The sequence below is a fragment of the Rhodococcus sp. 24CO genome (assembly GCF_050586165.1).
Taxonomy (GTDB): domain Bacteria; phylum Actinomycetota; class Actinomycetes; order Mycobacteriales; family Mycobacteriaceae; genus Rhodococcus_F.
On sequence record NZ_JAZFNF010000001.1, the window covers coordinates 714,627 to 738,150 of the forward strand.

The 23,524-nt window shown below is 61.3% G+C and carries 22 protein-coding genes and 3 pseudogenes; 13 read left to right on the plus strand and 12 right to left on the minus strand.

The window, feature by feature from the left end; translation table 11 throughout:
- Nucleotides 1-7: 7 nt before the first annotated feature.
- Nucleotides 8-349, minus strand: a complete 342-nt coding sequence (locus V2B23_RS03235; RefSeq protein ID WP_033232035.1) for a hypothetical protein — start codon at nt 347-349, stop codon at nt 8-10.
- A 201-nt stretch (nt 350-550) separates the two neighbouring features.
- On the opposite strand from V2B23_RS03235, the gene V2B23_RS03240 reads away from it, so the two are divergent.
- Together V2B23_RS03240 and V2B23_RS03245 are read left to right on the plus strand one after the other, a co-directional pair.
- Nucleotides 551-889: an RNA polymerase-binding protein RbpA gene (locus V2B23_RS03240; protein WP_033232034.1), complete on the plus strand. Its 339-nt coding sequence runs from the start codon at nt 551-553 to the stop codon at nt 887-889.
- A gap of 1,355 nt (nt 890-2,244) precedes the next feature.
- Nucleotides 2,245-3,450 carry a YncE family protein gene (locus V2B23_RS03245; RefSeq protein ID WP_430948988.1) on the plus strand — a complete coding sequence of 402 codons (1,206 nt, stop codon included), beginning with the start codon at nt 2,245-2,247 and terminating at the stop codon, nt 3,448-3,450.
- A gap of 297 nt (nt 3,451-3,747) precedes the next feature.
- Here the strand turns inward: V2B23_RS03245 and V2B23_RS03250 are convergent, their stop codons facing one another.
- The 5 genes from V2B23_RS03250 to V2B23_RS03270 all read right to left on the minus strand — a co-directional run bounded on the left by V2B23_RS03250 (nt 3,748) and on the right by V2B23_RS03270 (nt 9,690).
- Nucleotides 3,748-4,545 carry a hypothetical protein gene (locus V2B23_RS03250; protein ID WP_430948989.1) on the minus strand — a complete coding sequence of 266 codons (798 nt, stop codon included), beginning with the start codon at nt 4,543-4,545 and terminating at the stop codon, nt 3,748-3,750.
- A gap of 73 nt (nt 4,546-4,618) precedes the next feature.
- Nucleotides 4,619-5,926, minus strand: coding sequence for a TerD family protein (locus tag V2B23_RS03255; protein WP_430948990.1), 1,308 nt, complete (start codon nt 5,924-5,926; stop codon nt 4,619-4,621).
- On the minus strand, nt 5,919-7,520 hold the full coding sequence (gene lnt, locus V2B23_RS03260) for an apolipoprotein N-acyltransferase (protein WP_430948991.1): 1,602 nt from the start codon (nt 7,518-7,520) through the stop codon (nt 5,919-5,921). Before lnt ends, V2B23_RS03255 begins: the two co-directional genes overlap by 8 nt.
- Nucleotides 7,510-9,108 carry an amidohydrolase gene (locus V2B23_RS03265; RefSeq protein WP_430948992.1) on the minus strand — a complete coding sequence of 533 codons (1,599 nt, stop codon included), beginning with the start codon at nt 9,106-9,108 and terminating at the stop codon, nt 7,510-7,512. Before V2B23_RS03265 ends, lnt begins: the two co-directional genes overlap by 11 nt.
- An 18-nt stretch (nt 9,109-9,126) precedes the next feature.
- A complete protein-coding gene (locus V2B23_RS03270) occupies nt 9,127-9,690 on the minus strand; it encodes an FxsA family protein (RefSeq protein WP_430948993.1) in 564 nt (187 codons plus the stop codon).
- A gap of 230 nt (nt 9,691-9,920) precedes the next feature.
- On the opposite strand from V2B23_RS03270, the gene V2B23_RS03275 reads away from it, so the two are divergent.
- A complete protein-coding gene (locus tag V2B23_RS03275) occupies nt 9,921-10,613 on the plus strand; it encodes a hypothetical protein (protein WP_430948994.1) in 693 nt (230 codons plus the stop codon).
- A gap of 12 nt (nt 10,614-10,625) precedes the next feature.
- Here the strand turns inward: V2B23_RS03275 and V2B23_RS03280 are convergent, their stop codons facing one another.
- Nucleotides 10,626-11,285, minus strand: a complete 660-nt coding sequence (locus tag V2B23_RS03280) for a response regulator (RefSeq protein WP_033232028.1) — start codon at nt 11,283-11,285, stop codon at nt 10,626-10,628.
- Between the two features lie 36 nt (nt 11,286-11,321).
- Nucleotides 11,322-12,044, minus strand: a complete 723-nt coding sequence (locus tag V2B23_RS03285) for a hypothetical protein (protein WP_430948995.1) — start codon at nt 12,042-12,044, stop codon at nt 11,322-11,324.
- 142 nt (nt 12,045-12,186) lie between these two features.
- Here V2B23_RS03285 and V2B23_RS03290 point away from each other — a divergent pair, with 142 nt between their 5' ends.
- Nucleotides 12,187-12,807: a class I SAM-dependent methyltransferase gene (locus tag V2B23_RS03290; RefSeq protein ID WP_430948996.1), complete on the plus strand. Its 621-nt coding sequence runs from the start codon at nt 12,187-12,189 to the stop codon at nt 12,805-12,807.
- Nucleotides 12,808-12,906: 99 nt separating this feature from the next.
- Here V2B23_RS03290 and V2B23_RS03295 read toward each other — a convergent pair whose 3' ends face one another.
- Both V2B23_RS03295 and V2B23_RS03300 read right to left on the minus strand, forming a co-directional pair.
- Complete coding sequence (locus V2B23_RS03295; protein ID WP_430948997.1) at nt 12,907-13,527, minus strand: YdeI/OmpD-associated family protein; 621 nt, start codon at nt 13,525-13,527, stop codon at nt 12,907-12,909.
- 128 nt (nt 13,528-13,655) lie between these two features.
- Entirely contained in the window at nt 13,656-14,624 is a 969-nt protein-coding gene (locus V2B23_RS03300) for a helix-turn-helix transcriptional regulator (protein WP_430948998.1), read from the minus strand.
- A gap of 108 nt (nt 14,625-14,732) precedes the next feature.
- On the opposite strand from V2B23_RS03300, the gene V2B23_RS03305 reads away from it, so the two are divergent.
- Nucleotides 14,733-15,674, plus strand: a complete 942-nt coding sequence (locus tag V2B23_RS03305) for an alpha/beta fold hydrolase (RefSeq protein WP_430948999.1) — start codon at nt 14,733-14,735, stop codon at nt 15,672-15,674.
- Here V2B23_RS03305 and V2B23_RS03310 read toward each other — a convergent pair.
- Nucleotides 15,628-15,985, minus strand: a pseudogene (locus V2B23_RS03310) (hypothetical protein); the annotation flags it as partial. The gene V2B23_RS03305 and the pseudogene V2B23_RS03310 sit on opposite strands and share 47 nt — an antisense overlap.
- Nucleotides 15,986-16,357: 372 nt before the next feature.
- Between V2B23_RS03310 and V2B23_RS03315 the strand changes: the two are divergent.
- The 7 genes and pseudogenes from V2B23_RS03315 to V2B23_RS03345 all read left to right on the plus strand — a co-directional run bounded on the left by V2B23_RS03315 (nt 16,358) and on the right by V2B23_RS03345 (nt 21,090).
- Complete coding sequence (locus tag V2B23_RS03315; protein WP_430949000.1) at nt 16,358-16,720, plus strand: iron chaperone; 363 nt, start codon at nt 16,358-16,360, stop codon at nt 16,718-16,720.
- A gap of 675 nt (nt 16,721-17,395) precedes the next feature.
- On the plus strand, nt 17,396-17,713 hold the full coding sequence (locus V2B23_RS03320) for a hypothetical protein (RefSeq protein ID WP_430949001.1): 318 nt from the start codon (nt 17,396-17,398) through the stop codon (nt 17,711-17,713).
- Nucleotides 17,710-17,850 carry a hypothetical protein gene (locus tag V2B23_RS03325; RefSeq protein WP_430949002.1) on the plus strand — a complete coding sequence of 47 codons (141 nt, stop codon included), beginning with the start codon at nt 17,710-17,712 and terminating at the stop codon, nt 17,848-17,850. Before V2B23_RS03320 ends, V2B23_RS03325 begins: the two co-directional genes overlap by 4 nt.
- Before the next feature lie 395 nt (nt 17,851-18,245).
- A pseudogene (locus V2B23_RS03330) lies at nt 18,246-18,575 on the plus strand (transglycosylase family protein); the annotation flags it as partial.
- A gap of 226 nt (nt 18,576-18,801) precedes the next feature.
- Nucleotides 18,802-19,710, plus strand: coding sequence for a DUF2268 domain-containing protein (locus tag V2B23_RS03335; protein WP_430949003.1), 909 nt, complete (start codon nt 18,802-18,804; stop codon nt 19,708-19,710).
- Between the two features lie 29 nt (nt 19,711-19,739).
- Nucleotides 19,740-20,507, plus strand: a complete 768-nt coding sequence (locus V2B23_RS03340) for a MerR family transcriptional regulator (RefSeq protein ID WP_430949004.1) — start codon at nt 19,740-19,742, stop codon at nt 20,505-20,507.
- A 41-nt stretch (nt 20,508-20,548) separates the two neighbouring features.
- Nucleotides 20,549-21,090: pseudogene (locus V2B23_RS03345) on the plus strand (integrase core domain-containing protein).
- On the opposite strand, the gene V2B23_RS03350 reads toward V2B23_RS03345, so the two are convergent.
- The gene (locus tag V2B23_RS03350; RefSeq protein ID WP_430949005.1) at nt 21,087-21,752 is read right to left on the minus strand and encodes a TetR/AcrR family transcriptional regulator; all 666 of its coding nucleotides are present in this window, start codon (nt 21,750-21,752) and stop codon (nt 21,087-21,089) included. The pseudogene V2B23_RS03345 and the gene V2B23_RS03350 overlap by 4 nt on opposite strands.
- A 119-nt stretch (nt 21,753-21,871) precedes the next feature.
- Here V2B23_RS03350 and V2B23_RS03355 point away from each other — a divergent pair, with 119 nt between their 5' ends.
- On the plus strand, nt 21,872-23,266 hold the full coding sequence (locus tag V2B23_RS03355; protein ID WP_430949006.1) for an MFS transporter: 1,395 nt from the start codon (nt 21,872-21,874) through the stop codon (nt 23,264-23,266).
- Nucleotides 23,267-23,524: the final 258 nt, after the last annotated feature.

The following is a 23,524-nucleotide window of genomic DNA, read 5'->3' on the forward strand; positions in this document are numbered from 1 at the left end:
TACGGGTTCAGCGAAAACGTTCGGCTTCGCGTGCGAGCACCGTCAGCTGCTCGCACAACGCGAGCAGTTCGGTAGTATCGGCGCCCTCGGCGACAGCAGTAGCAACATCTTCAGCTGCACAACGCACTTCGAACATTCGGTCCACCAACTCGACAGCCTCGGTGGCCGTCAGGATGACCGCGTCCGCTGGAACGCTGGTGCCCTTCACCGCATTACGCTGCTCGTACGCACGCTGACGACACGACTGGCAGCAGTACCGGCGGCGACGGCCGACGCCCACTGCTGCAACGCCACGACCGCACCACGCGCAAGGACTACCGGCGCTTCTGGGGCGCGTGCTCGAGGTCATGAGATGACACTTTACTCGAGATTCAGACGCCCTCGATGTCCGCGCGGATGTGACCGCGCGGGACCCGGTAAGATGGGGAGGTTGCGTCTTCTCGCCACACGGGAACCAATCCGGTGCTCGTGGCGTTGTAGATGAGTGTGAGCGTCTACTCCCCAACACCGGGCGCCCACCAGCGGTGACGAACGAAGAGAGGACACCACCATGGCAGATCGCGTACTTCGAGGTAGCCGACTCGGAGCTGTGAGCTACGAGACCGACCGTGACCATGACCTCGCCCCCCGTCGTATGGCGAAGTACAAGTGCGACAACGGTGAGATCTTTGACATCCCGTTCGCCGACGACGCCGAGATCCCCGGTACCTGGATGTGCCGCAACGGCCTCGAGGGTTCCCTCATGGAGGGCACTGCGCCCGAAGCCAAGAAGGTCAAGCCGCCGCGTACCCACTGGGACATGCTGCTCGAGCGCCGTTCCGTCGAAGAGCTCGAAGAACTCCTGAAAGAGCGTCTCGATCTCCTGAAGGCCAAGCGTCGCGGAGCGTGATGCACTAGCACCACAGTTTGCACGTCGAAGACCGTCCGGCAAGTTGCCGGGCGGTCTTTCGCGTTGCATTCGATGCCGATGTGGTCCTTGTGTTGCAGTCATTGTCCACGAACCCTTCTTCGACGTCGATGTCGTCCGAAAGCGTTTCCGCTCAGCAGTTTTCATCGATCAGACAAGCACCCGTGCCGGCAGCCTCCCTCGCGCTGTTCGGCGGGGAAAGCCATCGGCACGGATATCTGTACCAGTGTTTGCTGTATCCCCTGACGGCTCGGCTGCCAAACGTCACGGACGGAGCACGGCCGGTAGGCGAGTGAGCACACTTTCTGCTCAGTGAGCACAGCCTCCAGTGCCGTGAAAACCATGCTCACTCGAGGAAAAGGGGCCCAGCTTCTATCTCGTCCGCCCCGACATTCGCTCAGTGAGCAAGAACCTTCACAACCAAGCTCAATCCGCGAGCCGGAGTTTGTGGCGGGCACGTTGACCATGTTCAAGGTCATCAAACGCACGAAAACTGGTGTCGGAGAATCGGAAATCTGTGGTGCCACGTTAAATGTCCGAGACCAGAAGGTCCAACTCGGAATATCCCAGTCAATTCTGGGCGGGTGAAATCGGGGGTGAACCTGTAGCTCACCATTCCTTCGTGGCATATTTTCAGCTATGTATTTATTACGGAAACTCCTCAGCATTTCACGCCAGTAACGCTGGGTATTGAGTTTTACGTGTTCGCGATCATGACCCCGACGGAAGTAGCCGTGCAGTCGCTGAAAACACCTTTCCGATGGAGCGGCGCTTGAGAGGCATGTAGTTGAACATGCAAACAATTCGAGCTCGTGGGACACTTCGCCGGTGAAAATGCCTCGCACACGACGGCGAAGACGTCGACATATCGACAAAACTGAGAGATGGAAAACACTGCTTGTCATTGGTTTGTGCATACTCGCTGCAATGGTGGTCCTTCTCGGAATGCGCTACGACAAGACCCGCTGGGTCACGCCTGCAAGCGTCGGGACCAATTCACTGCACTTTCCAGCGCAACACGTGGCGCAGACAGCTTTAGTCAACGACATGTGGAATCAGAAGCAATAGGTAGTCGGCGCCACTACCGTCCTGTCGAGTCGCAGTCGCCCAGCGTGACCAACAGCAATACGGGCCACGGTTCGCCGCGACATTTTCTGGCACTTTGGACAGCAGATGAGATGTCCTCTAATGGCCACTAGAAAATATGTCCTAAAGTGGCCGACTCAAACTCTGTCAAGCAGGCGAAATGTCCTATACCTTCCGATGTGGTGGTTGCCTTCCCGTGGCCGCTGCGCATCCCGGTACGGGCGCTGACAACTGGAAGGGCTTGCTTCTTTATGGATGTCTTCAATCGAAAAGCATTATCTCAGAGTCGATCTCAGACCACCACGGCATTCGGCGCTGCGGTTCTTGCGCTAGCCATGACGCTCGGCAATGCCGGCGGTATCGCCGCCGCGGACACCGTCCTCGACACCACCATCCCGGTCGCCGCACAAGCTCGTGGGGTGGCGATCTCCCCCGACGGCAGCCGCGCCTACGTAGCGCACGAAACCTATCCCGGCGCTTTGTTGGTGATCGACACCGCCACCAATGCAGTCATCGGCAACCCCATCGAGGTCGGCTCGCGGTCGGTTGGCATGGCGTTCACCCCCGACGGAACCCGCGCTTACGTCACTCACGACACCATTCCCGGCAACGTATCGGTAATCGACACCGCCACCAATACAAAGGTCGGCGAAGTCGCTATCCCCACCTATTCCAACGGGGTGGCGTTCACCCCCGACGGAACCCGCGCCTACATAACCGCCGTCGAACCTGCCGGGGTCTGGGTGGTCGATACCGCCACCAGCACGGTCATCGGCGGTCCCATACGTATCGACGGGTGGCCCAGCGGGGTGGCAATTACCCCCGACGGCAGCCGTGCCTACGTCAGTCACGAAACCAATTCAGGCTATATATCGGTGATCGACACCGCCAGCAACACCGTCGTCGAAGAGTTCACGGCCGGCGTGCGGCTTCGTAGCGTGGCGATCACCCCCGACGGCAGCCGTGCCTACGTCACCCACGACACCAGCCCCGGCAAGGTGTCGGTGATCGACCTCGCCACCAAGGCAGTCATCGAAGAGATCCCGGTCGGCGCGTATCTTCGTGGGATTGCGATCACCCCCGACGGCGGGCATGCCTACGTCGTCGACAGCAGCAGGCAATTGGTGTCGGTGATCGCAATCGACAAAGCGCCCACCCTGGCCGGGACACCTCCCGCCGGTGTCGTCGGCACGCCATACAGCCACACCTTCACCGTGACCGGACAACCCGCCCCCACGGTGACCGTCACCGACGGCACGTTGCCCGACGGACTCGAACTCAGCACGGCCGGGCTCCTGTCCGGAACCCCCACCACGGCAGGGTCGTTCACCTTCTCGGCGACAGCGTCCAACGGCTTCGGTGCACCGGCAGTTCTCACCGATGTGACGATCGAGGTCACCCAGACTCCCCCGCCGGCGACTGGATTTTTCGGATCACTCGAGACCTTTGAGTCCTGACCTCGGCTTCCTAACCTGTTAGATACCAACGCGATACGTATCGTGGCCGCTCATCCCCCGTCGGGTGGGCGGCCATCGCCATGAGCTGACGGTAGGAACAGGCACGACATCTGCTCACCATCGTTCTCGACGGACTACGCCAACCCGCCTCACAAGCAATACGGTGACCCGAATGCACTGAGAACTTTTCGTGTCGCAGCAAGCTAACACTCGTTCCACACAGTGAACACATGCTGCACCACGCGGGAGCCTATGTTCACTCGAGAAAAAGGGGCCCAGCTTACTTCCCGATTGCGCCTACGTGGTCCAACGACGCATCGCCACGTATCCCGCCGCGCCCACCACGATCAACGCGACACCCAGGGCGACAGGCGTCGAATCCGTCACCAGTCCCGCCATGCCGGTGACTGCTACGAAAACGGGTACGAAATCGAACAGTCGAGCAATGGATTCGGGAGGTTCGACCGGAAACCCGAGTGCTTGGCCGGCCTTGCTGCGGGCGTAGCTCGGATACCACTCGGTGAACGAGATAGCGAAGAACGTGCCAGCCAACTGCAGAATCCAACCGGTCCAGAAATTGCCGCTGTCGCCCAGCACTGCGTCACCGATCAGTCCGACAATCGCCGACCAGGTGAAAGCCAGCGCCCAGACAGCGGTGATGACGTAATTGATCCGCAAGAAAAGCGAAGTGGTCCAGTACTCCTCCGGAGTGGATTCCTTTGCATATTGCATGGTGAACGGATTGCGCAGCAGTATCGATCCGAAAGCGAACACAACAAGCGCGATATTGGTGAGCTCACCGCCCCACAATTCGAACCATTCGATCGTATTTGCCGATGCGAACAGTCCAATTCCTGCGAGTATGCCGAAGAAGAGGACATCGAACAGTTCCAGCAGTTTCAGAGTGCCGCCCCGCCGATGATTTGCGGCCAGTATCAGCAGAGACAGTCCGAGCGCCGCCGCAGCGGATTCCTCGAATCGCCCTGGTCCGGACAATAGCGAGAGCAGAATCCACGGCGACAGTCCGGCAAGTGGAGACCGCAGAACAGCATCGACAACGCTCGTTTTACGGGCAACACTCTGATCTTCAATCATGGGAAACGCCCTTTGCTCGACTAGGTGTCATGGCGAATACCCGAAATTGAAGGGGGCGAAGCCCCCTGTGCGCCTAACGACGCTTTTTACGCCCCGAATCACACGGGCCGGAGTACTTGTCCAACCCGATGCCCTTGTTCGCTTTCTTGCTGCGCCCGGTCGGGCCTGATTTGGGACGCTGCACCCACTGGCCGTCGGTGTCCAGACCAGGCATGCGTTCACTGAGCGTTCGGCTGTAGCGCGTCTCCCCGTCGACGGTCAGCACACCGTCCTGCACATCGATGTGCGCGACGGTCGCCCAGAACGAGTTCTTGCCGTTGCCGACAAACACGAGGATCTCATCGGCGTCGGGGCCAGGGAGCCCGTCCTTACCGGCTTTGCCGTAGCGAATGGCGACGCGAGGATTGCCGAACGAATCGATTGCACCAGCCCCGTTGTCCACGCTCTGATAGACGTTGACGAGGAGATCACCATTCTCGTGGGGCAGCACGCGAACCTGCTCGACGGCGGGCTTTTTCCCTTTGCCCGGTCCGGCACTGTCACCGTAGTGGTAGATGTGCGGCCAGGTTTCGAGTCCACCTCGATGGTTCGGCTCGCCGCTGATGACAACGTAGTCGTTGGTCTCTTCGTTGCGGCAGAAGAAGTAGACGTCGAGGTCTCCCTCGCCGTACTTCTTGACCTTGCCGTTCTTGTCGTAGGTTGCCCCGCGTCCGTCCCATTCCAGGCCGACGGTCAACACCCAACTGGGATCGCCCTGGCTCTTGCGTAGGTCGATACGCGCTGTCTTGTCCGGTGAGTCCTTGGTGAGGCTGACGGAGACTTTCTCGAAGCTGATGGTGGGAGCGGGAGCGGCTGCGGGTACCTCAGGAGCCGCAACAGTAGTGGGTTCGTCGTCATCGACGTCGATACCGTGTTCGGCGGCAAAGGCTGCCAAACCGGCGCTGTATCCCTGTCCGACGGCGTCGAGACGCCAACCAGCGCCGCGCCGATACAAAGCGACCAACTGCAGCACGGTTTCGGTAGTCAAACCTGTTGGCACAAAAGACAACTGCTGCGACGACCCACGGGCGTCGACGCGGATGGAAGTGACATCCGAGAAGTTCTTTCCCTGCGCTTCGGTGCTGCCGGTCATCAGCACACGGTGAACGTCGGCAGGCAGCGCGCCGAGGTCGATGGTGATCGTCTCGTCCGAAACGAGTGCAACGCCGGGGGCCTTCGGGTTGTTGAAGAAAACGAAGTCGTCGTCGGTTCGCACCTTACCGTCGGCGCCGAGCAGAACTGCCGCGATATCCACCACACCACGAACGCTTCCGGTGTCGAGCGCGATTGTGTAGCTCGTGTCCACCAGATCGGTTTTCGAGCCCTTGGTTACGTCAGTCATTGCTCTCTCCTGTTTCGGGAAGGGAGGGTTCACGTCGTCGGGAAATTACTGCCATCACTATTGCGCCCGCAGCGAGGAGACACAGGACCACCTCGGGCGTGGGGCCAAGCTTCGTTGCAAGGGTGGTGTCGGTCGAAAGCGGCACATCCGCAACCAGGTACTCGGGTACAAACAAGTCGGTTTCCGAGGTGACGGAACCGTCCGGCGAGATGATGGCACTGACCCCGCTCGTAGCTGCGACAACTACTGCTCGTCCGTGTTCGACGGCACGTACTCGCGACATCGCCAACTGCTGGTACGTCATCTCCGTATCGCCGAAGGTGGCGTTGTTGGTCGGTACGGCAAGAAATTGAGCCCCGTTTCGGACCGATTCCTGAAAAGCCCGGTCGAAGGCCACTTCGTAACAAGTTGCGATCCCGATAGGCACACCCGCGGCGTGGACAACGCCATTGCCGTCGCCGGGCACGAAGTTGCCGGCCCGGTCGGCGTACTCGGAGAACTTCCGGAAGAAATCGCGGTACGGCAGGTACTCGCCGAACGGTTGGATGATCTTCTTGTCGTGCTGTTCCTGCGGACCCTTGTTTCCGTCCCAGACGATCACGGAGTTCGTGGTCGTCCGGTCGGCGTTGACCAGCACGGTACCGACCAGAATCGGCGCACCGATCGACACGGAAGCGCGAGTGATGTCGGCTGCTGCGTCCACGTTGCGCAGCGGATCGATGTCGGAGGCGTTTTCCGGCCAGATGACAATGTCGGGTTGTTCGACGCGTCCGGCGTCGACCTCGTCGGCAAGCCTCAGGGTTTCGGCAACATGGTTGTCGAGCACCTGCTTGCGTTGGGAATTGAAGTCCAATCCCAACCGCGGGACGCTTCCCTGAATTGCCGCGACGGTGATTGTCTTCTCACCGGAATCCATGGTCGCGAGGAACGGCGCCACGGAAACAGCCAGTAGAACCGGTACGACGGACGCGGCAACCGCTCCGACAAATCCCCGGTCCCAGCGTTTGCCTGCAACGGCAATGGCCACCGCAGCCAAACCGGTGCCGGTCAGGGCCACCGCAAAACTGAGCAGTGGCGCTCCGCCAAGACTGGCCAGCGGGAGCAGTAAGCCTTCGGACTGGCCGAAAGCAAGCCTGCCCCACGGGAATCCGCCAAACGGAACGCTGGAGCGCAGCCATTCGGTCAGTGTCCAGGTTGCGGCAATCCAGAGCGGAGCCCACGGCAACCGGGACACCAACACTGCCAGAAGACCGAACAATCCGATGAACAATGACTCCACGGCAGCAAGGGCGATCCACGGCATTGCGCCGACAAATACCCCGATCCACGGGAGTAACGGAATCAGGAAACCGAGACCTGCCAGATAGCCGTATCCGAATCCGGCTCGCAGCCTCAGTCCCCCGCGGCCGAAGTTCGTCAGCACACACGTGAGCAGTGCAATGCCCACCGGTGCGAGAAACCACAATGGCCGCGGCGGAAACCCCGCAAAGATCAGAAATCCACCAGCAGCCGAGTACAGCGACCGCAACCATGTCGAACGGGTGAGGACCTCGACTATCCGAGACCGCTGCCCGATCGGTGCCTCAACGCTCATAAACGACGCGTCCGCGATGCACCGAGCGAACACACACCGGTGCCGGCGCGTCGGCATCGAGACTCGGTAGCGCCGGGACACGCGAGCGCGGATCGGTCGACCATCGCTGGACCGAGTCGGCCGGCGCGCTTACCTCGAGGTCGCCCGCTTCCCAGATGACGTACGACGCCGGCGCACCCGGGTTGAGTGTTCCTGCTGCGCCGTCGCGGACTCCGCCGGCGCGCCAGGCGCCGCGGGTTGCGGCGGAGAAGGCCGCACGCGGTGAGATGCCACTTCCGTCGGTGCGGTGATGCACCGCGGCGCGCAGCATCGCCCACGGTTCCACCGGAGTGACCGGTGCGTCGGAACTGAAGGCGAGGGAAACGCCCTTGGATGCTGCCGGGGCAAACGGGTTGAGCGCGACGGCGCGTTTGCCGCCCAGTCGTGTGGCGTACAGGCCGTCGGTGCCGCCCCACAATTCGTCGAAGACCGGCTGAACGCTGGCGATGACGCCGAGCGCGGCAAAGGTTTCCGCATCAGCGATCGACATCATCTCGGCGTGCTCGAGACGGTGTCCCAGTGCAGCGACCTTGGGTCCGCCGAGTTCATCGGCAACCTGCCGAAATGCTTTCGCGGCGGCGGAGACGGCGGCATCACCGATTGCATGGAAACCGGCCTGGATTCCGGCAAGGGTGCAGGCGCGAACGTGCTCCGCGATGGCGTCGACGCCCAAGTAGGCGTTTCCGGTCGAATCCGCTTGATCTGCATAGGGTTCGGTGAGCCACGCAGTGTGCGATCCCAGCGAACCGTCGATGAAGAGATCACCACCGAGTCCGTGGGCGCCTGTCTTGTCGAGGAGCGCGCGAGCGTCTTCCTCGGTGCCGACGTGCTCGCCCCAGTATCCGCGGACCTCGACGCCGTGATCGTGGGCGAGGAGTTCCTGGAAATCGGTGAGGCCGGAAATATCCGGGCCACCGCACTCGTGCACGGCAATGATTCCGCGTGCGGCGCAGAGATCAAGAGCGGCGGTGCGAGCCGCGGCGCGCTGATCTGCTGTGAGGAGATTGCGTGCGGCGGCGCGGGCGAGGTGGTGGGCATCGAAGGTCAGCGGGCCGTCGACGGAGTAACCGGCCTCGTTTGCCAGTCCGTCGATCCCGTCCCGCAGCGTGCTCGAGCAGACTGCCGAGTGCACGTCGATGCGGGAGAGGTACACCTTGCGTCCCGGCGCTGCGGCATCAAGGTCTGCCGTCGACGGCGCAGTCTGGTCGGCCCACTCGGTGTCATCCCAACCGTGCCCCCAGATGACGGCGTCGGGATTGGCGTCGGCGAATGCCGTTACACGCAAAAGGCATTCGTCGAGCGACTGCGCACCGACAAGATCAAGTCCGACAATGGACAATCCGAGAGCGGTGATGTGGACGTGAGTATCGACAAAACCGGGAGTGACAAACGCACCGTCCAGATCTTCGATCTCGGCGCCGGGATGCAATGCGCGTCCGGCGCGTTCGTCACCTACCCAGACGACGGTGCCGTCGGTGATGGCGAGTGAAGTCGCGTCAGGTGCGAAGGAACTGTAGATCCGGCCGTTGACCAGCAGTCGAGTAGTCACGAGCGCCAAGTCTGCCTGCTAGTACTGCGGCCCCCGCGAACGGGTGGGTGTATCCGTGTCGAGAATCTCACCCTCTATAACAAGTTCCTTGCCGTTGCTGGCCACATATTCGGTGGTCGCGGTAGGTGTTTCGACGATGATCTCGCCGTCGATGACCTCACCGTTTCCGCGCATCCGTGCTGCGTAGCCGACGGTGCCTGCAAAGGCGTCACCACCCGCTGCGAACGCCGCCGCCCGCTTGCCCGCCAGGAGGACGGCGAGCGGACGCAGTGCCCAACGGGTCGGGGGAATCAGTAGGAGCAGACCCAGGACCGATGTGACAAGACCGGGAACGAACATCAATGCAGAACCAGCCGCAACGAGGGCGCCGTCTGCCACGGCGAGCGACGGTGAGCCTTCACCGCGCGTTGCCTTGCGGAATCCGTCCATGACTTTTCGCCACTGCGAACGCATGAGCACCATCCCGACCAGTGAACCGGCCAGGAACAGCAAAATTGTCCAGGCAATGCCGATGGCGTTGCCCACGATGACAAGTGCGGCGATCTCGACGATCACGTAAAGCAGGAACAAGGCGGCGATCATGACGTCCCCTTTCAGACGGTCTACCACTACAACGCACGACGGTTCGGTTTTTCTCCCGAGCGCCCGACATTGCCTGTGTAGTGAGTCACTTCCCCGCCGCGCTGGGTGTGCGCGGCGGTAACTAACGCTCCGCTAACGATCTAACCCTAAAGTTGACCTTTAGACTCTGCGTGTGGTCAAGTCGATTCACCCGCTTTCCAGCGGACCCAGTGAACGTGAAGGAGCCCGACATGAGCCGACTCCCCGGCAACAGACTTTCCCGGCGTCTACCCGCTGCGCTTGCCGGCGCTGCCGTCGTAGCCCTGACTGCAGGGTCTGCCCTGTTCGGAGCCGGTACTGCGGCGGCAGACCCCGAGGCGCCCGCCGAGTTCACGGTGCCCATCGAGATCAATGTGCCCACCGACCTCGCGGCACTGATCGATCAGGCCGCAGCGATCTCCCCCGAGGCGAGCGCTGCGTTGAATCAGCTGATCGGGACCGCGGCAACTGAGCAGATCACCAAGGCCTTGGATATCCCTGATTTCGGCGTCACAACACCGGCAGCGTTCATGTATCCCGCACCGACGGTTGGTTGTGGGCTCGACGGACAGATGGCGACGGTGACTCTCGCTACCGCACAGTCCGGCCCTAACTTCCCGTTGCCTCCGTGGGTGGAGGACAACCAACTTCGATTCCAGGCACTCCCCGCGTACATCGGGATTCCGAAGACGTCAGAGTTGAGTGTCGCGTGGATCAACACCAGCACATTCAAGGGCGGAATTGTTCCCCTGGACGAGACCATCCCGGTCGTGGACACTCCCCTGATGTCGACAGTGGTCGACACCGGTGACGGCAAGGTTCTGGCCGCGATGTTCGGCAAGGTCGACTACGCCGACGGAAAGTCCTGCATCGTGCTTCCCACGGTCGGTTCCTTCGACGCCTGAGTTCGTATCGGCCTACGAGCCCGGAGTCACCAGCCCGGTCTCGTAGGCCAGAACGACAGCTTGCACGCGGTCGCGAAGATCGAGCTTCGTGAGGATGCGTCCTACATGAGACTTGATCGTCGACTCCGACAAATACAATTCCTGGGCAATTTCGGTATTGGATCGCCCCGCCGCAATGTGGCTGAGCACTTCCCGTTCACGCTCGGTCAGCACGTCCAGAACGATCGGATCGCGCCGCGGCGCCGGACCGTCGACGATGAAGCGAGACAACAACCTTCGCGTCACCTTGGGTGACACGACAGCATCGCCGGCCGCAACACTGCGGATTGCGGACACAAGATCCTCGGGTGGAGTGTCCTTGAGCAGGAATCCACTGGCACCGGCTCGCAACGCACCGAGTGCGTGTTCATCGAGATCGAACGTCGTCATCACGAGAACACGTGATTCGATCCCCGACGCCAGAATCTGCTCGGTAGCACTGACTCCGTCGACAATCGGCATCCGGACGTCCATCAGCACGACGTCCGGCTTCAGTGCGATCGCCGAGGCAAGGGCAGCCGCTCCGTCCCCGGCTTCACCGACCACGGAAATATCTTCGTGTGCCGCGAGGACCATGTTGAGGCCCATACGCATGAGTTCCTGGTCGTCGACAATCAGCACGGAGATAGGCACCGCGTAAACCTATCGGGCCGACCGGGCTGATGCGACTCAGCCTTGCGGATGGGCCGGCAGATGTCGGGTGGCGTCGTAGGGCTCGAAGTAGGATTCGCCCACGACGAACATCCCCTTCTGCGGCAGCCAGAAATCTCCGAGACTTGCCTGCACAGGTAGCGGGCCTGGCGGTCCGATATCGACCCCGTCGATACTCGCCCGACTCCGGTCGACGGTCCACAACATCCGAGGATTCGCTCGGAACCATTGACCGTTCGAGGTGGTCCCGGTCAATTTCACCCGGCCGACGCCCAGCGCGGGTCCAGCGGCGCGTCCCATCGCGGACATAACGCCGTCGCTGCGCCACATTGCGGCAGGCATGAGTTTGCCCATGCCCGTCATCGCGGCGGTCGCGGCTGATCGGCCCACGTCGAGTTCCCACTCGATTGTCTCGTCCACCTTGACAGTGAAGGCGGATGGCCCCGTCCACGCCACCTTGATTTCCGCCGTTCGCGCGTCGGCGAGATCCGAGCCGAAGTATCGGGCGCAACTGTTCTCGGGCGAGTTGCTGCTGTAAATGATCCAACGTCCGTCGGGGTCTCGATGCCACACCGAGTCGTACCCGGCGCCGACCGAACTGGCGGGAAAGTGCCGCATCGCCAAGTAGTGGCCGCTGGTGAAGGGTTGCCCCATCACCCCGTAGCCGGCGAACCGTTCTTGTCCGTCACCCGGGGGAACATCTCTGGTGCGTTCTGCAATTGATCGTGGATTTTCAGTCATCATCTGTCCTCTCCGAATCCATCCCCGTCAGGCGGTTACCCCGTTTCGGCGTCGGCACCAGCGCGTTGTGAGTTGCCGGTGCAACATTTATCGGGATTCTGCAATGCTGGATGTACAGCAACCGGAAGACAGGGAGGCTGCCATGAGGTTTTACGAGGATCACATCGTTCCGCGACTGGTGAACGCAACCTGCGGGATGTCGCTGACCGAACCCTCGCGCAAGCGAGTCTGCGCCGACCTGCACGGTCGCGTTGTCGAGATCGGGTTCGGATCCGGTCTCAACGTCCCGTTCTACCCAGACTCCATCGATTCGGTCAGCGCCGTCGAACCCGCCGACCTCGGCTGGAAACTAGCGGGCACACGGCTCGCGGCGTCACCCGTGCCCGTCGAGCGCTCCGGACTCGACGGGCAGTCACTTCCCTTCCCCGACAACACCTTCGACGCCGCGCTCTCCACGTGGACAATGTGTACCATTCCCGATGCGGGTGCTGCGCTGCGCGAGGTGCGACGGGTCCTCAAGCCCGGCGGAACCCTGCACTTCGTGGAACACGGACTCGCGCCGGATGAGAATGTCCAACGCTGGCAGAACCGCTTCGAGCCGATACAGAAAGCCGTCGCTGGAGGTTGTCACCTCACCCGCCAGATCCCGTCACTTGTCCAAGCCGCGGGCTTCGAGATCCGCGACCTCGACACCTTCTATCAGAAGGGTGTACCAAAAATCATGGGTGCTCTGTCCCTCGGCGTTGCCAGGCCCGTAGGTTGACCGACTCCAGACACTGGGCATTGTGTGGCGCTACCTGCTGCGTCGCCGAGTGATCCGAAGCTCGCTACGGCTTCGCGCCGGGCGCGAGCGAATTGCGGATCAGCCGCGGGCACGTTGACCGATGGCCGCTTCGGAGACGATACGGGCGATTCGACTTGCCCGTGTTGCGTCTCGAGCGGCACTGACGATCCACCACAGCATCTGTTTACGGGCGCTGGGCGGAAAACCGTCCCAGTTGCTTCGAGCTCGCGGGTCTCGGTCCAGCGCCGCCTTCAAGTCAGATGGTTCCTCGAGGTCTTCTACTTGGTCGGAAATCGTCCACCAGCCGTTGGCTTTCGCGGCAGCAATGGCGTGGAGACCAAGGTCGGTCATGAGGCCGCGCGCCTCCATATCGGCTGCGCGTTCGCGGTTGAGCCGGGTCCAAGAACTCTTGGGTCTGCGTGGCGTGAACAGTTGCAAGCCGCGCTCTTCGTCGAGGATGGTGTTGGTGGAGTCGATCCAACCAAAGCAGATGGCTTCCTCGACGGCCTCGGGGTACGGGCAGCGTTGACGGCTGGTGGTGCTGCGCCAGGAGCACAACCACACGCCTCGGGCTGATTTGTGGTTGTGCGTCAGCCAAGTTCGCCACTGTTCCCGAGTCTCAGCATGGATGATCGGGTAGTCGAATTTCCATGTTGGGGGGTGGACGGAAACTGGTGGCGTTGATTCCGAGGTGGTCATTTATCCTCCTAGCTCAGAGCGAAACGGACACGTATCTCGATAGACGAGGGCGTGGGTAACACGACCGTGAACTCGTTCCAATGGAGACCTGGACGTGCATGCCTTGGCGCGCAATCCTCCTCTAGTCGTCATGGTGGCGAGACTCGGAGGTGAATGGCGAGCTGCCTTACGGTGTCGGCGAGCTCGGCTGGTTCGATGACTGTCACTGGAGCGGTGAGCGCAATGCGAGCAACCGTCATGGCGAGCCGGCCGAGATCGTCACCGCGGATCTCGACCACACTGAAGTTCGGCCCCAGCTCGATTGGTGTGTGGTCGATCCATCGGAGCACACCCTCGAGTTCGGAGAACGTGGCTTCGATGACGAGTTTCGCATCGTGGTGACGGGGTGTCGAGCCGAGTGAGCTCGCGACGTAGCCCGCCGCATCACCGCCCGGAATCTCGCGTGGTGTGAAATGACTGCCAGCAAGCCGGGGCTCCCGGAGTCGGTCCAGTCGAAACGTACGCCAGTCACCACGATGTTGGTCCCATGCTAGGAGATACCAACGACGTCCTGCCGTGACAAGTTGGTGCGGCTCGACCAGCCGTCTGCTGCTCTCGCCATCACCTCGCCGATAGTCAAAACGCACATGCTCATGGTCGCGACATGCCGCGGCGAGCACACTGAGCGCTTCGGGATCAACTATGTCGTTGTCATCCGCCCGCCGCATCGACGTGACACTCGAATGCAGCGCTGACACACGTCGGCGCAGGCGATGAGGCAGGAGTGTTTCGATCTTCGTCAGCGCGCGCAGCGACGTTTCTTCAATGCCGTCGATGGCGGCCTCAGCGGCGTAGCGTAGTCCGACGGATACCGCGACAGCCTCGTCATCGTCGAGGACCAGGGGCGGCACGTGTGCCCCCGTTGCAAGTCGGTAGCCCCCATATTTTCCCGACGTGGAATCGACCGGATAGCCAAGGTCGCGTAGGCGATCAACGTCACGGCGCACCGTTCGCTCCGTCACCTCGAGTCGTGCAGCGAGTTCGGAGCAGCGCCAGAAACGATGAGTCTGCAGGAGCGATAGCAGCTTCAGCGCTCTACCTATGGGATCGTTCCGCATTTCTTCAGTTTGCCAACGATCGCGGACACGACGTGTCCGCAATGCTCCCTATCGTGAGGGCAATCGGTCAATACACACAAGATCGGTAGTCAACCCCAAGGAGAATCCGTGAATCCATCCGACTTTCCCAGGCCCATCCGTATCCCAGTCAACGGCGTGGAACTCGAGGTCTTTGAAGCAGGGCGACACAATCCCGGGAAACCCATCGTGCTGTGTCACGGGTGGCCAGAGCTTGCCTATTCTTGGCGACACCAGGTGCCCGCCTTTGTTGCAGCGGGCTACCACGTCATCGTCCCGAACCAGCGCGGTTACGGCAACTCATCCCGTCCGACCGAAATTACGGACTACGACATCGAACATTTGTCAGGTGATCTCGTCGCACTTCTCGATCACTACGAATACGACGATGCCACCTTTGTCGGTCACGATTGGGGTGCCTTTGTCGTTTGGGGACTGACCCTGTTGCATCCAAACCGAGTAAACAAAGTGATCAACCTGAGCCTGCCCTACCAAGAGCGCGGAGAGAAACCCTGGATCGAGTTCATGGAAGCCGTGCTTGGCGGTGACTTCTACTTCGTCCACTTCAATCGACAGCCGGGCGTCGCGGACGCCGTATTCGAAGACAACACCTTCCGGTTCCTCCGCAACATGTACCGGAAGAACGAACCCCTCAGGGAGCCTCAGCCGGGTATGGCGCTGATCGATCTCGCCAGAGCAGAGACGCCGCTCGGTGAGCCTCTGATGAGCGATAGCGAATTGGCCGTTTTCGTCTCCGCCTTCGAATCGACAGGATTCACGGGCAGTATCAATTGGTACCGAAACTTGGACCGCAACTGGCATTTGTTGGCGGACGTGAACCCGATCATCCAACAGCCCACACTCATGATCTACGGCGACCGCGACGCGATCGCGAAGTCTGAAAAACTGACAGAGTTCGTGCCCAATGTAGAAGTAGTCAATCTTGACTGCGGTCATTGGATCCAGCAAGAAAGGCCCCATGAAACTAATCAGGCAATCTTGAATTGGCTGGAACGGCAGGATGCCACATAGTTTCTACGCTAGGTACGGTCTCAGTGAATATGTCAATCTCCTTCAGATCCAGTAGGGCGGCTTGGTCCGGACCCCTGGTGTGTGAATCAGTCAGATCACTGAGTTCGGTTATGCGCGAATAGGTTTCGATGATATTGCCGCCGAACGTGAACCGATCGACGCGCACAGTCGCGGTCGTCGAACGTTCTCGTCCAACTGGAGAACGACTCGTTGTAGCCAAGTTCATCGAGCAAAAGGAGATCCACTCGGCCGTAACAGGCCAACGTGCGGGCGAGCTGTTTCTCGTCAGCGGCTTCGACGAGCTCGGTCACTCTGGATGCTCAGTCATGCACCGCTCCAACAGCTCCGCCCCGCGTTCTTCGACTTCGCGCCCCATGCATCCGCAATCGCATTGCGTGAATCGGCCAGGAGATCAGACGATCCCTTTTGCGCTTCCCTACTGGCGAACACGATCAGCCATTCGATCCGCTTGATCAGAACGGGGATCTGTATATGCCTCCGCCGTCGCCTCCCACGCGTGCAGAAGTATGGACAGCCCTTCGATTGCTTCAACGGGCCCTGCGATCACGGCGAGATGCGGATCGACATCGCGTGTGACACACCACGCGCAATCTGCTGGCCCGTTTGCCCTGGTGCGCCGTCACCAATGAATAGCCGGAGCCGCGCAGCGTTAGGCTCATGTCATGGCTGAAAAGGCGAAGAACGTCGAAGAGTATCTCAATGCTCTCGACCCCGCGTACCGCACAGAACTCGAACGGATCCGCGCGCTCGTAACACAACTCGTGCCGGACACCGAAGAGACGATAAGTTATGGGATGCCGACTCTCAAATATAAAAATCGGGCGCTGGTGTACTTCACCGCATCCAAGAAACACATGAGCTTCTATCCCTCCTCATGGGCCATCAAGGAGCTGAAGGACCAGCTCAAGGACTACAAGACCACCGAACACTCGGTCCAATTCACGCTGGACAAATCCCTGCCCAGCCGCTTAATCGAAGATCTTGTTCGCGTACATGTGCGCGAAATTGACGCCAACAGGCAATAAGCTGCGGTGTCTCACGATCCAGCATCATGGTCGCTGCAATGGCGAATATACTTCGAAAGCCCTCCCACCGAGGGTTGCGGAGAATACATGGCCGGCGAGTGAGATCCGTTCTCGTCTTACTGCGACCTGACCAGTTCTGTGGGCAACGTGCAGAATAATTCCGGGAGTCACAACCTGATCGATCCACGGACTCGATTGGTTCAGCCGTCAGATCAGGAATGACTCGGCGATGATGCTTTATATCGACCGTGCAATCGTCTTGTGAAAATGCAGTCGCCTTCTGAGGCCGACAGATTCACCTGGGGAAATTCATCAGATCGGTCCGGTTCGAATGTCCGGCAAAGATGCCCGATGCTGCACAGTTCATACCGGACAATGTGTGTCCGGCGCTGCTGTACCCGGGCAGGTGTCGACGCGCAGACGGGATTGACAGAATCGCGACGAACTCCAGCCCTGTCAGCTGTCGACAACCTGGCCCGTCGCCAGAGGAGAATTTCCACCGCAAGTGACGCTGCATGCCAAAGCGAAAGTGGCCCAACATTATCGAAATGCAGCAATTTTGGACATAAAGGCTGGATTTACGACAAGCCTGGGACAAATAGATCCGGAAAAGGCCAACTAGATGGGGAACCTATAACTTCTGTTTGATAGCGGCCGGTCGGTACGCTCGTGGACATGGTTCTGGGGCTTTTACTGCTGTTCGCCATGTTCGGCCCGTTGGCGGTGCTCGGGTGGGCGGCTATTCGGGCGAAGCGCCGCGGACTTGGGGGGTCGTTCGTCGGGCCGTTTCAGGAGATGTTTGATCCCGGTGCGGCGCGAGCACAGATCGTCATCGAGCAGATCGCGGAACTGCCTGACCCTGCGGGCTCCGGCGACCCGGAAAACGACGACGATGTGCCGTACACAGTCGCCTATAAGGGCGTTCAGCTCCACATCAACCCTGACAGGGGTCGACAGCGTGGAGGTGACGGAACCACCGGGTGCGCTGGGTGAGCACCCACCTGGCCAACTCCGGCAACGCCAACCCCGACGCGGCCGCATTCCTCGAGGACCTTTACCAGGCACTCGTCTCAGATTTCCACGCCAGCGGCACGATCAACGCCAATTCTTTTGCACTACAACGAAAATAGGGTCGGTCGGTCGACAAAATCCGAACCTCGAAACAGTCGATTCCGCGTCATTTCTCGCCCACGGCGGGCATGTTTCGGGCCACCAGAGGCCGTCGTGGCTATGACATGCATCACATTTCAAGTCAACTCTGTAACGCTTTTCGGACCCGGATAACGGTGATCGACCTGCAATAACACCTTTCGATGCACATCTGTTGCACAAACATGTGTCGACACGCCGACCCGTGACCTATCCGTGACAGTCCCCTACCTTGGAGTGAGCCCAAGCAACCGGGCATTACCGGATCGCCACCGCCAGCCCCACCCCGTGATTCGGATTCGACAACATCCCTTTGTGGTGGGAGCTGAGACGGTCACCGTCATCCGCTGGCGGAAATGGAAAGGAATTCATTTACATGAAGAACAACACTGTTACTCGCGTCCTTGCTTCCGTCGCCACTGCCGGCGCCCTCACTGCGGGAGTCTTCGGACTGAGCACCGGCACCGCATCCGCCGCCGGTCATGACTGGTCAGGCGTCGCGGAATGCGAATCCTCGGGCAACTGGGCCGCGAACACCGGCAACGGCTACTACGGCGGACTCCAGTTCAGCCAGAGCACGTGGCAAGCCTACGGCGGCTCGGGCAGCGCACACACCGCCAGCCAGGCAGAACAGGAACGCGTCGCGGAAAACGTCCTTGCAGGTCAGGGCGTAGGCGCGTGGCCGGTGTGCGGACAGTACCTGAGCTGATCCCCACCCCTCACGTATTTCGTCACTGCCCGGTGACCGTCGACTCCGACGGTCACCGGGCAGTTTCGTTTCTATCGGCACTCAGCTTCGAAAGACCGCGCAGCTCAGGTGAATTCCTGACGAGTGCGGCCTGCTATAACCACCACTAGGTGTACTGGCCGGGGACATTGATCGAGAAAGAAGTTTGACCTTGCCGTAGCGGCAATGTTTACCGTCGCTTGCCATGACCATTTCAGTGATTAACAGTGCCTCGGGCATGAGCCGAGTCCTGACGGCGGATGCGAAGGATCGCGCCGACCTTATCCGTGACATGTGGGCTCCAATGGTGGGGATGTACCATTTCATCCCCGGCGGCGTGGATATGGCCACCGTGCACCAACAGAACTTCGGCTTCCGCCTCGACTCCGCAATAGAGCAGGTCCACGAAGGTCTGGAAACCCTGGTCGCGGCCGACGCGTGGACCCGTGTCGAAAAGGCGCTCGAGAGTGGCGTCACAGCGCTGGCGGCTGCCGATCCAGGTGTGGCGATCCCCGACCTGACCGTGCTGCTCGTCCTGGGTGATCCGACCAGTAAGCACTTCGTCGACGAGGTGCAGGGGATTTCGGGTTTCGGCGGTATCAGCGGCTACATCGCCATCACCGTCTGGCCCACCTCGCGCGTCCTCGATCGCCTCGAGGCGATTGCGGTGCACGAGCTGCACCACAACGTGCGCTATTCACCCGGCGGGATCGTGTGGGACCCACAGACGGTGACGGTCGGCGAGCACGTGGTGTCCGAAGGGCTCGCGGACGTTTTCGCGTCCGAGTTGTACGGCGACGCTGGCTACACCCACTTCGTGCGCGACGGAACCTGCTCCGACGACCAAGTTCTGGCCGAGGTCGCCAGCGGGCTTGGCGTCACCGGTATGGCGGACTTTGCCGCATGGGTACTCGGCGACTCAAGCGCACGACTATTCGGTGCCGATCCCGTCGGCCTGCCGACCGGGGCGGGCTATGCAGCCGGCGCTCGGCTCGTCCGCGCTTACCTCGACGCCACGGGCGCCACGGCGACCCAAAGCGTCCGCACTCCCGCGTCCGACATCCTGCGCATGGCACTGCCAAGGCTGGGCCTGACAGCAGACACGGCACACTGAGCAGCACGTCGAGCGGAAGGAGCCCGGTGATGGAATGGACGGTGCGCGAACTCGCTGAACGCGCTGGCATCAGTGGCCGCGCGCTGCGCCACTATCACCGCATCGGGCTGCTCGAGCCCGATCGCGTCGGGTCCAACGGCTATCGCTACTACGGTCCCGACGCGGTCGCGCGCCTGCAACGCATCCTCCTGCTCCGCGACACGGGGCTGGCACTGGCGGACATCGCCGCCGTCCTCGACGCCCCCGAGACTCCGACCGCCGAGGTCGAAGCACTCCATGCCCACTTGGCGCAACTCGCCGAGGATCGCAAGGCCCTGGACCGGCGCATCAGCGCGGTCGAGCACACCCTGCAGATGCGTCGAGAAGGTCGCGAGCCGCGCATGGACGTGATGCTCGAAGGTTTCAACGACCGCTACGAGGCCGAGGTCGTACGACGGTGGGGCCGCGAAGCCTTCGACGCGTCGAACCGATGGTGGCATGCCAAGTCCGTTGGACAGCAACGTGACTGGCAGGCCAGCGCCCAGGCCCTGCTCACACGGTGGGCCGAGATTCACGACGCTGGTCACACACAGACATCACCCGTTTCTCAAGAACACGCCGCCGCCCATATGGCCTGGTTCGCCGACATCCCCGGAACACCCACCCACGCCGGCGATACCGAACGATCCGCCGCAATGGTGCGAGGCATGGCCGACCTCTACGAGACCAACCCCGACTTCCACCAAACCTTCGGCAGCCAAGAGGCCGCGCGGTTCGCCGCGAACGCCCTGCGCATCCACGTACAGCGCCCGGCCTGACACAGCGGGTACCGCGGCGCCGTCCCGGACCGAAAGATGCCATGTCCCATCCCAACGCTGCCCTACACCGCGTCACCGTCTGAAAGTTGCCAACTCGTCGTCGAGGAGGGCTGGCCGATCAGTGAGGCGCCGCACGCTTCCAAGTCTCGTGGCCAACCGTGCAAGCCCATCACGAAACGGTGCATCAGCCTGCGGATCAGGTTGTGGGAAGGGCCTGTTCAACTATCAGCGCGGCTTGGGATCGCGCCCTCCACGGTCCACCGCATCCTCACCGCATCTCGATTGAATCGTTTGTCGCACGTCGATCGGGCGACCGGTGAACCGATCCGCCGTTACGAGCACGCGCACCCCGGGTCGCTGGTGCACGTAGACGTGAAGAAGCTGGGAAACATCCCCGACGGCGGTGGCTGGCGCTACGTCGGCCGACGGGTGGGCTTACACCCGCTGCTACCGATCCGAGACAGAACGACGCGGTTCGCTTGAATCGTGGCTGCACCACTACAACCATCACCGACCCCACACGGCCTGCGCGAACCAGCCACCCTTCACGCGGTTGATCAATGGCCCCGGTCTATACAACTAGACGGGGTCACGCAAGTATCCGCCGATCAGTATGTCGAGACCTTCCAGATAACCATCGGTCGTCGTGCCTACCGGCCAGTCTTCGAGCACCTCGCTGAGTACGGGTAGTTCCGCGGGCCCGATTTCTCGGATCTTGATCGCAAGAGGTGAAACGCTGCCTTCAGGCCGCGTGTCGCTATCGGAGATGTTGAGTAATGAGCCGAGCGTGTAGCTCCACAGCGCTCGGTAGACGAATAGTGCGCGACGGGGCGACATTCCGAGCTCGACGCACGCAGTCATGGCCCGATCCACCATGACCAAGGCGCCGCTCCCTCCGCGCCCACCGCGCTGAAGCAACTCGATGATCCAACGCTCCGACGCCAAGGTATCGAAGATCGCGGAAAAGATCACGCGCAGTCGCTGCGCCGGGTCCGGAGGCAGCACCAGCGAACCGAGGTGCTGCGAGTACGCATCGAGAACCGCGCTGATCAGCTGTTCCCTGTCCCCCACATGCCGGTACAGCGCCATGGGCGTTGTACCGAGCGACTTCGCCAATGCCCGCATGCTCAGAGCGTCGGCGCCACCGACCTGAAGTTGCCGTTTCGCCTCGTCGACGATCTGCTCCGACGTCATCGTGGGGGGACGTCCGAGCCGCGGTGATCTCGGCTCCATCTTTTCCGCCATCCGTCGATTGTGCGCGCTCCTGTCACATCGCTCTCACTCGGGGAACCCCTTGCTTCTCCGTCATCTGCAAGGTAAACCTAACTACTTATGAGAACACGTATACAAAATAGGGACGCGCAATGACAATAACAACTCGGACGGTGACCGCGCCGACTCTGGTGCTAACGGCCGCCGCGGCAGCGCAATTCTTGGTGGCCTTCGACATGTCGGTCATCAACGTCGCGCTGCCCGACATCCAGGAATCACTGAACTTCTCCGACGCCGGGTTGTCCTGGGTCGTCAACGCGTACGCCCTCACCTTCGGCGGACTGCTGCTTCTCGGTGGCCGTCTATGCGACGTGAAGGGCACTCGTCGAGTTCTGGTTTCCGGGCTTCTGCTGTTCGCCCTCGTCAGCATCGTCGGCACCTTCTCCGCGTCCGCCGAAATGCTTGTCGGAGTTCGGGCACTTCAAGGCGTGGGCGCTGCACTGATCGCGCCGGCCGGGCTCGCCGCCCTCAGTCAGGCCTTTCCCACCGGACGCGCCAGGGCCAAGGCATTCGGCATCGGCGCAATGTCATCAGCACTGGGCGGCGCACTCGGTGTCGTCCTGAGCGGCATTTTGACCGAAGGGCTCAGTTGGCGATGGGTGATGTTCGCCGGCGCACCGGTGGCCCTGATCGCCGCAGTTGCCGGTGCCCGTGGCCTGCCTGCCGGCCAAGCCGCTAGAGGCGGCTCCCTCGATCTCCCCGGCGCCATCTTGGCGACGACCGGAATCACCGCCCTTGTCGGCACCGTCATCGCCACTGAATCAGATTCCTGGACTTCGGGTTGCGTGCTGGGTGGATTCGCGCTCACGATCGCCCTGCTGACTGCCTTCGTCGTGGTCGAAAGCCGCTGCGCCACACCACTGGTACGACTGTCCACCCTGCTTCGACCCCGAATCGGACTGGCCAACGCCATCATGTGCCTGGTGTGCGCGGCCCAATTCAGCGCGTTCTTCTTCGTCTCACTCTTCCTGCAACGTGGACTGGGATATTCGCCGACCATCACCGGCCTGGCTTTCCTACCGTTCTGTTTCGGCCTGGTCATCGGTATCCTCACGTCCACCAAACTCCTACCGCGCTACGGGGTTCGGCCGTTGCTCGTAATCGGAACAGCAGTCGCAGCAATCGGAACCTTCATCTTCTCGACCATGAACGTCGACAGTCCCTTCTGGGCGGTCATCCTGGTGCCTTCGCTTCTGGCGAGCATCGGCATCGGCCTGTCGTTCATGCCGCTCAGCAACGTCGCCACCGCCGACGCTCCCCCCGAAGAAGTCGGTATGGCATCCGGGCTACTCAGCACGTCACGTCAGATCGGCGGTTCGCTCGGACTTGCCGTTCTCGTGAGCGTCGCCGCGTCCGCAACGGCACGTTCTGACATCGCGCCGACCGAAGCGCTCATTTCCGGATACTCGCAGGCTCTGCTCGTCTGCGCAGGGTTACTGCTGACCGGCACCTTCCTGTCCTTCTTCTTTCCACGAATGGATCGTTGATCTCCGATGCTCATTACTCGAACACCACAGTCATCAGCGAGTCCTGATTCCGCGCCGTCGAGGGCGGTGACACCGACGCAGTGACCGGCTCCTATCGCGACGATGTGACCGTCTGACACAACTTCGACAACCTCCGCCAACTCAACGTCGCCTTCAGCTGATACGAGTTGCACCACGGCTCCGAAGCCTGCTGATCACGATCAACGTACTGTTCGAAGTCGAGCGATCGAGTCTTCGTCGACGGTCGCCACCACTGAC

Excerpts from the sequence above, each read along its gene's own strand:
- V2B23_RS03235 (WP_033232035.1), bottom strand. The coding sequence starts at position 349 with ATGACCTCGAGCACGCGCCCCAGAAGCGCCGGTAGTCCTTGCGCGTGG.
- V2B23_RS03240 (WP_033232034.1), top strand. The coding sequence starts at position 551 with ATGGCAGATCGCGTACTTCGAGGTAGCCGACTCGGAGCTGTGAGCTAC.
- V2B23_RS03245 (WP_430948988.1), top strand. The coding sequence starts at position 2,245 with ATGGATGTCTTCAATCGAAAAGCATTATCTCAGAGTCGATCTCAGACC.
- V2B23_RS03250 (WP_430948989.1), bottom strand. The coding sequence starts at position 4,545 with ATGATTGAAGATCAGAGTGTTGCCCGTAAAACGAGCGTTGTCGATGCT.
- V2B23_RS03255 (WP_430948990.1), bottom strand. The coding sequence starts at position 5,926 with ATGACTGACGTAACCAAGGGCTCGAAAACCGATCTGGTGGACACGAGC.
- lnt (WP_430948991.1), bottom strand. The coding sequence starts at position 7,520 with ATGAGCGTTGAGGCACCGATCGGGCAGCGGTCTCGGATAGTCGAGGTC.
- V2B23_RS03270 (WP_430948993.1), bottom strand. The coding sequence starts at position 9,690 with ATGATCGCCGCCTTGTTCCTGCTTTACGTGATCGTCGAGATCGCCGCA.
- V2B23_RS03275 (WP_430948994.1), top strand. The coding sequence starts at position 9,921 with ATGAGCCGACTCCCCGGCAACAGACTTTCCCGGCGTCTACCCGCTGCG.
- V2B23_RS03285 (WP_430948995.1), bottom strand. The coding sequence starts at position 12,044 with ATGACTGAAAATCCACGATCAATTGCAGAACGCACCAGAGATGTTCCC.
- V2B23_RS03290 (WP_430948996.1), top strand. The coding sequence starts at position 12,187 with ATGAGGTTTTACGAGGATCACATCGTTCCGCGACTGGTGAACGCAACC.
- V2B23_RS03295 (WP_430948997.1), bottom strand. The coding sequence starts at position 13,527 with ATGACCACCTCGGAATCAACGCCACCAGTTTCCGTCCACCCCCCAACA.
- V2B23_RS03300 (WP_430948998.1), bottom strand. The coding sequence starts at position 14,624 with ATGCGGAACGATCCCATAGGTAGAGCGCTGAAGCTGCTATCGCTCCTG.
- V2B23_RS03315 (WP_430949000.1), top strand. The coding sequence starts at position 16,358 with ATGGCTGAAAAGGCGAAGAACGTCGAAGAGTATCTCAATGCTCTCGAC.
- V2B23_RS03320 (WP_430949001.1), top strand. The coding sequence starts at position 17,396 with ATGGTTCTGGGGCTTTTACTGCTGTTCGCCATGTTCGGCCCGTTGGCG.
- V2B23_RS03335 (WP_430949003.1), top strand. The coding sequence starts at position 18,802 with ATGACCATTTCAGTGATTAACAGTGCCTCGGGCATGAGCCGAGTCCTG.
- V2B23_RS03340 (WP_430949004.1), top strand. The coding sequence starts at position 19,740 with ATGGAATGGACGGTGCGCGAACTCGCTGAACGCGCTGGCATCAGTGGC.
- V2B23_RS03350 (WP_430949005.1), bottom strand. The coding sequence starts at position 21,752 with ATGGCGGAAAAGATGGAGCCGAGATCACCGCGGCTCGGACGTCCCCCC.
- V2B23_RS03355 (WP_430949006.1), top strand. The coding sequence starts at position 21,872 with ATGACAATAACAACTCGGACGGTGACCGCGCCGACTCTGGTGCTAACG.